A 10,496-nucleotide genomic window follows, 5' to 3' on the forward strand; every position below is an offset into this window, starting at 1 on the left:
CGACGCGGCGCACCGGCGGCGCGCGCACCTCGCCCGGCTCCGCGGCGAGCTGGACCGGCTCGGCGCGGAGGCGGCCGCGGCCCGCCGGCGCGTGGACGCCGCGGCCGAGCCGCTCGCCGACGCGCTCCGCACGCTCCGGATGGTCCCGTTCGGCGACGCGTGCCTCGGGCTCGAGCGCGCGGCCCGGGACGTCGCGCGCGCCGCCGGGAAGGACGTCGAGGTGGCCATCGAGGGCGCGGAGGTCCGGCTCGACCGCGCCGTCGCCGAGGCCCTCCGGGTGCCGCTCCTGCACCTCGTGCGCAACGCGGTGGATCACGGCGTCGAGCCGCCCGACGCGCGGGCCGCGCAGGGGAAGGCGCGCCGCGGACGGATCACGGTCTCCGCGCACCTGCGCGGCGGCGAGGTGGAGGTCGCCGTCGAGGACGACGGCCGCGGCCTCGACCTCGAGGCGATCGCCGCCCGTGCGCGCGAGGCCGGGCTGCCGCCCGAGGCGGATCCACACGCCCTCGCGCGGCGCGTGCTCCTCCCGGGCTTCAGCACCGCCCGCGAGGTGACGCGCGTCTCCGGCCGTGGCGTCGGCCTCGACGCGGTGCGCGCGGGGGTGGAGGCGCTCCAGGGCTCGGTGGACGTGGGGTCGCGTCCCGGCCTGGGCGCGCGCTTCGTGCTGGTCGTTCCGCTCACGCTCGTCGCGCTGCGGGCGCTGATCGTGCGCGCGGGCAGCGAGACGCTCGCGATCCCGGGCGGGTCGCTGCGGCGCGCCCTCGCCGTCCGCCCCGAGGACGTGCGCTCCATCGGTGGCCGCGACACGGTGCGCGTCGACGACGCCACGGTGCCGGTCGCGGTGCTGGCGGAGGTCCTCGGCCTGCCGGGCTCGCCTCCGATGGCGCGCGGCGCGGGCGTCCCGCTCGTGATCGTGGCCGCGGGGGGCCGACAGGTGGCCCTCGCGGTGGACGCGCTCGTCGCGGAGCAGGAGGTCCAGATCCGCGGGCTGGGGACGCGGGTGCGCCGCTCGCCACACCTCGCGGGCGCGGCGATCCTGCCCGACGGCGGGGTGTCCCTCATCCTGCACGTGCCGGCGGTGGTCGCGACCGCGCTCGGCCGGGGCGGCACGGGCGCGCTCCACCAGGCGGCCGAGGCGCCGCGGGTGCGGCACCGGGTGCTGCTCGTGGACGACTCGCCCACGACGCGCACGCTGGAGCGGTCCATCCTCGAGGCGGCGGGGTACCGGGTCGCCACCGCCGCGGACGGCCAGGAGGCCTGGGACATCCTCGAGCGCGAGGGAGCCGACGCGCTCGTCGCGGACGTCGAGATGCCGCGGCTCGACGGGTTCGCCCTCACGGAGGCGGTCCGCGCGTCCACGCGCCACGCCGCGCTGCCGATCGTCCTCGTGACCGCGCGCGAGTCGGAGGCGGACCGGGCCCGCGGCCTCGAGGTCGGCGCGAGCGCCTACCTCGTGAAGAGCACCTTCGATCAGCGCAGCCTGCTCGACGCGCTCGAGCAGCTCCTCGGGTGAGCGAACGATGATCCGCGTGCTGGTGGTCGAGGACATGCCGACGGCCCGCGAGCTCGTGGTGGGGATCCTCTCGTCGGATCCCGAGATCGCGGTCGTCGGCCAGGCCGCGGACGGGACCGAGGCGCTGGAGCTGGTCCGGCGCCTCCACCCGGACGCGATCACCATGGACGTCATGATGATGCCGATGGACGGCATCCAGGCGACCCGCCTCGTCATGGCCGAGCGCCCGACGCCCATCGTGATCGTCACGTCGCTGGACGTGAACGAGGTGAGCCTGTCGATGCGCGCGCTCGGCGCGGGCGCGCTCGCCGCGCTCCCGAAGCCACGCGGCCCGGGCTCCCCCGAGTTCCGCGAGGACGCGCGGCGGCTCCTCACCACCGTCAAGGCGATGTCGCGGGTCGCCCTGCTCCGTCGCCCCACGCCCGCCGCGGCGCCGGCGCCGCCGCCCGCGCCCGCCCACGCCGAGCGGCCACGCGGGCGCGTCGTCGCGTTCGCCGCCTCCACCGGCGGCCCCGCCGCGCTCCAGCGGATCCTCGCCCGGCTCCCCGCGACGTTCCCCGCCCCGATCCTCGTCGTCCAGCACATCGCCCTCGGGTTCGCCGAGGGGTTCGCCCGCTGGCTCTCGACCGCCGGGCCGCTCCCGGCGCGCGTGGCCGTCGCAGATCAGCCCCTCGCGCCCGGCGCGATCCTCGTGGCGCCGGACGACCGGCACCTCGGCGTCTCGGAGGACGGGAGCCGGGTCGTGCTCTCCAACGCGCCCCCGGTCGGCGGCTTCCGGCCCTCGGGCACGCACCTCTTCCGCTCGGTCGCCGCGGCGTTCGGCGACGGCACGATCGGCGTGATCCTCTCCGGAATGGGGCGGGACGGCGTGGAGGGGCTACGCGCGATCCGGGGCGCCGGCGGGCACGTCATCGCGCAGGACGCCGCGTCCTCGGCCGTGCACGGCATGCCCGGCGCCGCAGCGGAGGCGGGCCTCGCGGACGTCGTCCTCCCGCCGGAGGCGGTCCCCGAGCGGCTCGCGCTGTGGGTGCGTGCCTGATGGCCGCGCCGGGTTGTCATCGGCCTCCCGACCTGTCTACAGTCGCACCACATGGCCCTCCCGCCCTACCAGCCCGGCGAGGCCGCCTCCCCGCTCCCCGAGGGAGCGCGACCGGACGAGCCGCTGCGCGCCCAGCTCGAGGAGACGCAGCGGCAGATGGCGTTTCTCTCGCACCTGACGGTCGCGCTCTTCGAGAACGCGCGCGGGCACCGGGCGACCCTCGGCCGGCTGGCCAAGCTGGTGGTCCCGCACCTGGCCGACTGGTGCTTCGTCGATCTCGTCTGCGGCGACCACGTCGAGCGGATCGCCGCCGAGCACTGGAACCCCGATCTCGTCCCGGCCGCCCGGGCGCTCCCCCGCCGGTTCCCGCTCGCGCCCGGCGCGACCGCCGGCGTCGCGGGCGCGGTGGCGACCGGCCGCCCCGTGCTCGCGGAGACGGTGCCGCCCCCCGCCCGGGACGAGCCGGAGGATCTCGTCGCGCTGCGCCTGCTGCGGCCGCGCTCGTTCATGATCCTCCCCCTCCGCGCCCGCGGCCGGACCCGGGCGGCCCTGACGCTCGCGTTCGCGGAGTCGATCCGGCGGTACGGAGCGGCCGATCTCGCGTTCGCGGAGGATCTCGCCGCGCGCGCCGCGATGGCGCTCGAGAACGCCCTCCTGTTCGAGGAGGTCGAGCGCGCGGTGCAGGCGCGCGAGGACATGCTCTCGATCGTCTCGCACGATCTGAAGAACCCGATGGCGGCCCTGCTCCTCGGCATCCAGCGGCTCGCCCGGCTGGTGGACGAGACGAAGCGGCCCCAGGGGCAGCAGCTCCTCGGCCGGCTCGAGCGGAACATCCGCGGGATGAACCGCCTCGTGGACGGGCTCCTCGATCTCGCGCGCATCGAGGCCGGCCGCCTCCGGCTCGACCGCCGCCCCGAGGCCGCCGCGTCCGTGGCGGCCCGCGCCGTCGAGCCCCTCGAGCCGCTCGTCGCCGAGCGCAGCCAGCACCTCGAGGTGCGCGTCCCCGGAGATCTCCCCACGGTCCTGTGGGACCCCGACCGGATCGTGCAGGTGCTCGCGAACCTCGTGGGGAACGCGATCAAGTACTCGCCCCCCGGCGCGGAGATCCTCGTTCGCGCCGAGCGGGCCGCGGACGGCCTGCGGATCTCCGTCCAGGACAACGGCCCCGGGATCCCGGAGGAGCTGGTCGAGCACCTCTTCGACCGGTTCTGGCAGCCGCCGGGCGGCCAGAAGCGCGGGCACGGGCTGGGGCTGTTCATCGTGAAGGGCGTGGTCGAGGCGCACGGCGGGCGCGTCTGGGTCGAGACCGCGCCGGGCCACGGCTCCACGTTCGTGTTCACCGTCCCCGCCGCGCCACCGGCATAGGCGCCTCCGACGACGCGCCGCGCCGCGCGGGGCTTCCGCGACGCGTCACCATCCGTGCACCCGCGCGCGGCCGGGCATTCCTGACCCGGCGGTCATTTTCGCCTTGTCGGCGCGCGTCGGGTCCGGTAGGAGCATCGCCATGGCCCGCCGTCCCACCCCGGGCGCCCGCGCGGCGCTCCTCGAGGCCGCGCGCGCGGAGTTCACCGCGCACGGGCTGGCGGGGGCCCGGGTCGAGGACGTCGCGCACCGCGCCGGGCTGTCGAAGGGCGCCTTCTACCTGCACTTCCGGTCCAAGGAGGAAGCGTTCGAGGAGCTCGTCCACCGCCTCTTCGGCGCCCTGAAGGAGCAGGCCGCGCGCCGACAGGAGGCCGAGGACCGCTTCGTCCGGGAGCACCGCGGCGCCCCGGGCGCCCACGTCGAGCAGCAGATCGAGTTCGAGTGCGCCCAGGACCTCGAGACCGTCGAGTCCTTGTGGCGCAACCGGTTCGCGCTGCCGATCCTCGACGCGGCCGGCCCGCGCTACGCCGGGCTCCTCTCCGGGTTCCGCCGCGGCATCCACGCGCTCGTGGCCAGGCGGATCGCCGACCGACAGGCCGGGGGGTGGGCGCGTCCGGACCTCGATCCGGAGGTCGTCGCCGACGTGGTCGTCGGCACGTACGAGGGGCTCGCGCGTCGGCTGCAGGGGCTCCGCGAGGACGAGAAGCCCGACCTCGCCGCCTGGACCCGCGCGTTCCTCCGCCTCCTCTACGACGGCCTTCGCGTGCCGCCGCGCCACGCCGTCCCCGCCACCCACGCCGCCCGCCGTCGACCTCGCGGTCCGTCTCGCTGAGCTGCGGGTCGGGAAAGGATCCGGAATGCCTCGCGTCTTCAGCGCCTCCATCGCGACCCTCCTCCTGCTCGTCGGCTGCGGGCGCGGCGCCGGTGCGCCGGCGGCCGCCTCCGCGAGCGTTCCCAACCCGCCTCCCCCCGCGGGCGCGGCCCCGACGCCCGCCCGCCTCGCGGTCCCGGAGCGCGTCCGGTTCTCGCCGCGGGTCGTCGCCACGGGGACGCTGAAGGCGCGCCAGGCGTCGCCGCTCGCGTTCCCGGTGCCCGGCACGCTCGCGCGCGTCGCGGTGCGCCGCGGCCAGGAGGTGAGGGCGGGCGCCCTCCTCGCCGCGCTGGACGACGGGGCCGCCGCCGCCGCGTGCCGGCAGGCCGAGGCGGCCGTCGCGGCCGGCCGGGCCCAGCTCGCCCTCGCTGAAGACGGCCTCGCCCGCGTCGGCCGCCTCCGCCAGGAGGACGGCGCGTCGGAGGCGCAGGCATTCCAGGCGCGCGCGCAGCGCGACCTCGCCGCGGCCCAGGTCGCGGGCGCGGAGGCGCAGCTCGCGCAAGCGCGGGTGAACCTCTCGCACCATCACCTCACGGCGCCGTTCGCGGGCGTCGTCACCCGGATCCCCGACGGCGTCGGGATCGCGGTCGCCGCCGGGACCCCGGTGGTGACCCTCGTCACCACCCGCGAGCTGATCCTCGAGACCACGCTCACGCAGGAGGAGGCGGCGGAGCTCCGGCCGGGGGCGCGCGCGACGATCTCGGTCCCCGCGACCGGCGCGCGCGCCGAGGCGACCGTCTCGGTCGTGGTCCCCGCCGTGGACGCCTCGACGAGCCGGGTCCCGGTCGAGCTCGCGGTGCCGAACGCCGCGGGCCGCTTCCTCCCGAACGCCTACGCACGCGCCGAGCTGCCGCGCGGCGCGCCACGCGACGCATGGCGCGTGCCGTCGGCCGCGCTGCTGCAACGCGACGGCGGCCGCGCGGTCTGGGTGGCCGGCCGCGACGGCGTCGCGCGCGCCCTGGCGGTCCGGCTCCTCGGCGAGGAGGGCGATCTCGCGCTGGTCGCGCCGGAGGACGGCGCGCCGTGGCCGGGCGAGCTGCGCGTCGTCGAGGACCCGCCCCTCGGCCTCGCCGAGGGGACGAGCCTCGCGGAGGTGCGCGGATGACGCTCTCCGACGTCGCCATCCGCCGTCCCGTCTTCACCGCCATGCTCTCCGTCGCCCTGGTGGTCCTCGGGGTGCTCGGATACCGGCGGCTCGGGACGGACCTCTACCCCGACGTCGCGATCCCCATCGTCACGATCAGCACGGCCTACCCGGGCGCGAGCCCGGAGGACGTCGAGCAGAACGTGACGCGTCCCATCGAGGACGCGGTCTCCTCCATCGCCGGCATCGACAAGGTCTTCTCCTGGTCCCGCGAGGACGTGTCGATGGTCTTCATCGAGTTCAAGCTCTCGGTGCCGCTCGGGGACGCGGTCCAGAGCGCCCGCGACAAGGTCGGCGTCGCGCAGGGGCAGCTCCCGCTCGGCGCGCACGCCCCCGTGATCGCCCAGTACGACCTCTCCGCCCAGCCGGTGCTCGTGTTCTCCGCCGCGTCGGGCCAGGATCCCATCGCGCTCCGCGAGAAGCTGGACGACCAGACCCGGCCGCGGCTCGAGCAGGTCGAGGGCGTGGCGGCGGTCCGGATCGTGGGCGGCGCCGAGCCCGAGATCGCGGTCGAGCTGTCCCGCGACCGGCTCCGCGCCCTCGGGCTCGCGCCGGACGCGGTGCTCGCGCGCATCCAGGGCGAGCACCTCGATCTGCCGGGCGGCCGGTACCCGAGCGGCTCCACCGAGGTCGGCGTCCGCGTGCGCGGCGAGTTCAGGGACGTGGACGAGCTCCGGCGGATGCCGGTCGCGACGGCGGCGGACGGCTCGCTGGTCCGCCTCGAGGACGTCGCGCTCGTGCGGCGGGGGGCGAAGGAGGTGCGGACCGTCGTCCGGACGAACGGGGTCGAGGCGGTGGCGGTCGAGGTCGTGAAGCAGGCCGGCGCCAACTCGGCCGCGGTGGCCAACGCCGTGAAGCGGCTCCTCCCGGAGCTCGAGCGCGAGCAGGGGTTCCAGGCGCAGCTCCTCGTCGATCAGTCCGCCACGATCGAGGCGAACGCGCGCGAGGTCTGGGTCGCCATCTTCTTCGGCGGCGCCATGGCGATCCTGATCATCCTCCTCTTCCTGCTCGACCTCCGCGGCACGCTCATCTCGGCGCTCGCGCTCCCGACCTCCGTCGTCGGCACGCTGTTCGTGATGTACGCGCTCGGGTTCTCCCTGAACCAGATCACGCTGCTCGGCCTCTCCCTCGCCATCGGCCTCCTCATCGACGACGCGGTGGTGGTGCGCGAGAGCATCACGCGCCGCCTCGAGCGGGGCGAGCCGCCCGCGCTGGCCGCGAGCCACGGGACGCAGGAGATCGCCCTCGCGGTCATGGCCACCACGTTCACGCTGGTCGCGGTGTTCGTGCCGGTCGCGTTCATGCGAGGGATCACGGGCCAGTTCTTCCGGGAGTTCGGGCTCACCATCACCGCGGCGGTCCTGATCTCCCTGTTCGTGGCGTTCACGCTCGACCCGATGCTCTCCGCGCGCTTCGCCCGGGCGCGCGCCCCGGGCGCGGCGCGCCGCGAGCACCCGGTGGTCCGGCGGATCCGGGCCGGCTTCGAGCGCGGCGACCGCGTCTACGCGCGGACGCTGGGCTGGGTCCTGGAGCACCGACGGATCACCGCCGGGGCGGCGGTCCTGCTCCTCGCCGGCAGCTTCTTCCTGCTCCCGCTCCTCGGCTCCGAGTTCTCGCCGAAGGAGGACCGGAACCAGCTCATCGTGAACCTCGAGTACCCGCCCGGCACGAGCGTCGCCACCGCGTCGCGCCGGAGCGCCGCGCTCGAGGATCGCGTCCGCGCGCTGCCGGGCGTCACCGCGGTCTACTCGACGGTCGGGGACCAGGATGACCCGCGCCTCGTCCGCTGGCGGGTGAACCTCGTGGACAAGGGCGCGAGGCCGGACGGCGTCGAGCGGTACAAGGACTGGATCCGCGCGATCCTCGCCGGCGACGACCGGCTCGCCACCCGCGCCGTCTCCGACCCGCCGATGATGGAGGGGCTCGGCGACTTTCCGCCCATCCTGATGCACGTCACCGGGCGCGACTTCGGGCAGCTCCGCAAGGAGGCCGACTTCATCGTCGCGGCGATGGCCGGGATCCCCGCCCTCACGGACGTCCAGCTCAAGGACTCGCCCGGGAGGCCCGAGCTCCACGTGGACGTGGATCGCGAGGAGGCCGCGCGGCTGGGCGTGCCCGCCGGCGCGGTCGGGCTCCAGGTCCGGCTCGCGACCCAGGGCGAGGTCGCCGGGAAGCTCCGGGAGGGCCGTCGCGAGTCCGACATCCGGGTCCGGCTCGCCGCCGAGGATCGGGAGTCCCCCGGAGCGCTCGGGTCGATGTGGATCGCGACGCCGAAGGGGCCGGTCGCGCTCTCCCAGCTCGCGCGGCTCGAGCGCGCCACCAGCCCCGCCGTGATCGAGCACGAGCGCCGCGAGCGCAAGCTCTCGGTCTGGGCCCAGATCGCGCCCGGCCACGACCTGGGCCGCGCGGTCGAGGCGCTCCACGCGAAGCTGGACGGACACGTGCGACCGCCTGGCTACGACTACGTCTGGGACGGCATGCAGAAGGAGCAGAAGGACTCGCAGGCGAACATGGCCTTCGCGCTCCTCGTCGCCGTCGTCTTCATCTTCATCGTCCTCGCGAGCCAGTTCGAGTCGCTCGTGCACCCCTTCACGATCATGATCTCGCTGCCGCTCGCCCTCGTGGGAGCGGTGCTCGGGCTGCTGGTGACCCGCAACACCGTGAACCTCGGCTCGCTCATCGGCGTCATCCTGCTGATGGGGCTCGTCACGAAGAACGCGATCCTGCTCGTGGACGGCGCGCTGCAGCACCTGCGGGAGGGCGACGCGCCGGACGAGGCCATGCGCAAGTCCGGACCGCGCCGGCTCAGGCCGATCCTGATGACGAGCGCGGCGATGGTGCTCGGCATGCTCCCGACCGCGCTCGGCCGCGGCATGGGGAGCGAGTTCCGCGCGCCCATGGCGATCGCCGTGATCGGCGGCGTGATCACCTCGACGATGCTGACGCTCTGGGTGGTCCCGGCCGTGTTCGTGACCGTGGAGCGGCTCCGGGCCCGGCTCCGTCGCCGGCCCCTCTCGCCGGTCGCGCTCGACGAGGAGGAGACCGCCGCCGTTGCGCGCGACGCCTCCGGCGGCCGATGATGGCGGGGCCGCTCCGGCGGCCGGCTCTTACCCGTTCCCCGGGAGCTCGACGTGACCGATCGCCGCGCCTTCTCCGTCGCCGTCTTCTGCCGCCACTCCGGCGCGGTCCTCCTCATCCGTCACCGGCGGCTCGGCACCTGGCTCCCGGTCGGCGGGGAGATCGAGGCCGGCGAGACGCCGCTCGAGGCCGCGCGCCGCGAGCTCCGGGAGGAGACCGGCCTGGCCGGCGCGTTCCCGTCCGGCCTCGGCGTGGACGGGACGCCCGCGGGGCTCATCGGGTACGAGGAGCACCCCGCCGGCGCGAAGGGGCTGCACATGAACTTCGCCTTCGTGGCCGACGTCGCGACGCGCGAGCTCTCGGCCTGCGACGAGTGGGACGCCGCCCGCTGGGTGCGCGCCGACGAGCTCTCGTCCGTCTCCTGCCCCGAGAACGTCCGCCAGCTCGCCGTGATCGCGCTCGCGGCGACGGGCCGCTGAGCCCGTCTGCAGCCTCGGGACGCTCGGCGGTCGGGCAGGCGCACAGGGCGGCGCCCGGGAGCGGTGCGGCGGAGCGCGGAGCGCATGGGCGAGCGCTCCGTCCTGGTCGTCCTCACCTTTTCAGCATGCCGCGCGGTGCACGCTCCGCGACCGGCGGCGCCGGGACGGCGGCGCCGCTTGTGCCGACTCACCCCAGCCTGCCGGCGCTCCGGGCGGCCGCCAGCGCCTGCCGGGCGTGCCCCTTGTGGGAGCGCGGGACCCAGACCGTCTTCGGGGCCGGAGAGCCGGGCGCGGTCGTGATGTTCGTCGGCGAGCAGCCGGGGAACGACGAGGACCTCGCCGGCGCACCGTTCGTGGGCCCTGCGGGCCGCCTGCTGGATAGGGCGCTGGCCGAAGCGGGCCTCGATCGCCGCGCCGCCTACGTGACGAACGCGGTGAAGCACTTCAAGTGGGTGGCGCGCGGGAAGCGGCGGATCCACCAGAAGCCGAGCCCGGGCGAGATCCGGGCGTGCGCGCCGTGGCTCGCGGCCGAGCTGGCCGTGGTCCGCCCGCGCGCGCTCGTGTGCCTGGGCGCGACGGCGGCGCAGGCGCTCCTCGGCCGGGACTTTCGCGTCACCGCGCACCGAGGCGAGGTCTTCTTCACCTCACGCCTGGCGCCGATCGTGATGGCCACCGTCCACCCGTCGTCCATCCTGCGGGCGCCCGACGACGAGACCCGGCGCGCCGAGCGCGCGGGGTTCGTGGAAGACCTGCGGCGGCTCGCAGCCGCGCTGCGATCCGGCGCGCCCGAAGCGCCCTCGGTCCCCGCGGGACCATAGGCCTGCCTTCACGCGAGGTACTTGCCGAGGATGGGGGCGAGGCGCTCTCGGGCATCCTGCGGGACGCGGGAGCGATCGGACCAGATGGCGAGGGAGAGGGCGGACTGGCAGGCGCAGGGCTTGTCGGAGGCGGCGACGAGCGGGAGCGCGCGGCGGATGAGCTCGACGGCGTTCTGGGTGGCGGCCTTGACG

General features: G+C 75.9%; 8 protein-coding genes and 1 pseudogene. 8 read left to right on the forward strand and 1 reads right to left on the reverse strand.

The genetic code is table 11. The features are described 5' to 3' along the window. From MNZ27_RS21755 to MNZ27_RS21790, 8 genes are all read left to right on the forward strand, one after another. Nucleotides 1-1,513: hybrid sensor histidine kinase/response regulator (locus MNZ27_RS21755; protein WP_242396176.1), on the forward strand; the 1,513-nt coding region annotated here is incomplete at its 5' end. Between the two features lie 7 nt (nucleotides 1,514-1,520). Then, entirely contained in the window at nucleotides 1,521-2,552 is a 1,032-nt protein-coding gene (gene cheB / locus MNZ27_RS21760; protein ID WP_242396177.1) for a chemotaxis-specific protein-glutamate methyltransferase CheB, read from the forward strand. A gap of 51 nt (nucleotides 2,553-2,603) precedes the next feature. Next, on the forward strand, nucleotides 2,604-3,917 hold the full coding sequence (locus MNZ27_RS21765) for a GAF domain-containing sensor histidine kinase (protein ID WP_242396178.1): 1,314 nt from the start codon (nucleotides 2,604-2,606) through the stop codon (nucleotides 3,915-3,917). A gap of 139 nt (nucleotides 3,918-4,056) precedes the next feature. Next, nucleotides 4,057-4,746, forward strand: coding sequence for a TetR/AcrR family transcriptional regulator (locus tag MNZ27_RS21770; RefSeq protein WP_242396179.1), 690 nt, complete (start codon nucleotides 4,057-4,059; stop codon nucleotides 4,744-4,746). 25 nt (nucleotides 4,747-4,771) lie between these two features. Further along, nucleotides 4,772-5,890, forward strand: a complete 1,119-nt coding sequence (locus MNZ27_RS21775) for an efflux RND transporter periplasmic adaptor subunit (protein WP_242396180.1) — start codon at nucleotides 4,772-4,774, stop codon at nucleotides 5,888-5,890. Further along, nucleotides 5,887-9,009 carry an efflux RND transporter permease subunit gene (locus tag MNZ27_RS21780; RefSeq protein ID WP_242396181.1) on the forward strand — a complete coding sequence of 1,041 codons (3,123 nt, stop codon included), beginning with the start codon at nucleotides 5,887-5,889 and terminating at the stop codon, nucleotides 9,007-9,009. Before MNZ27_RS21775 ends, MNZ27_RS21780 begins: the two co-directional genes overlap by 4 nt. 51 nt (nucleotides 9,010-9,060) lie before the next feature. Continuing rightward, nucleotides 9,061-9,486: an NUDIX domain-containing protein gene (locus MNZ27_RS21785; protein WP_308198012.1), complete on the forward strand. Its 426-nt coding sequence runs from the start codon at nucleotides 9,061-9,063 to the stop codon at nucleotides 9,484-9,486. A 179-nt stretch (nucleotides 9,487-9,665) separates the two neighbouring features. Beyond that, nucleotides 9,666-10,304, forward strand: a complete 639-nt coding sequence (locus MNZ27_RS21790; protein WP_308198014.1) for a UdgX family uracil-DNA binding protein — start codon at nucleotides 9,666-9,668, stop codon at nucleotides 10,302-10,304. Between the two features lie 8 nt (nucleotides 10,305-10,312). Here MNZ27_RS21790 and MNZ27_RS21795 read toward each other — a convergent pair. Beyond that, a pseudogene (locus MNZ27_RS21795) lies at nucleotides 10,313-10,496 on the reverse strand (S-methyl-5'-thioadenosine phosphorylase); the annotation flags it as partial.

Origin of the sequence: Anaeromyxobacter oryzisoli (genome assembly GCF_022690765.1) — a bacterium.
In the GTDB taxonomy this organism is placed as follows: Bacteria; Myxococcota; Myxococcia; order Myxococcales; family Anaeromyxobacteraceae; genus Anaeromyxobacter; species Anaeromyxobacter oryzisoli.

Excerpts from the sequence above, each read along its gene's own strand:
- MNZ27_RS21780 (WP_242396181.1), top strand. The coding sequence starts at position 5,887 with ATGACGCTCTCCGACGTCGCCATCCGCCGTCCCGTCTTCACCGCCATG.
- MNZ27_RS21770 (WP_242396179.1), top strand. The coding sequence starts at position 4,057 with ATGGCCCGCCGTCCCACCCCGGGCGCCCGCGCGGCGCTCCTCGAGGCC.
- MNZ27_RS21775 (WP_242396180.1), top strand. The coding sequence starts at position 4,772 with ATGCCTCGCGTCTTCAGCGCCTCCATCGCGACCCTCCTCCTGCTCGTC.
- MNZ27_RS21765 (WP_242396178.1), top strand. The coding sequence starts at position 2,604 with ATGGCCCTCCCGCCCTACCAGCCCGGCGAGGCCGCCTCCCCGCTCCCC.
- cheB (WP_242396177.1), top strand. The coding sequence starts at position 1,521 with ATGATCCGCGTGCTGGTGGTCGAGGACATGCCGACGGCCCGCGAGCTC.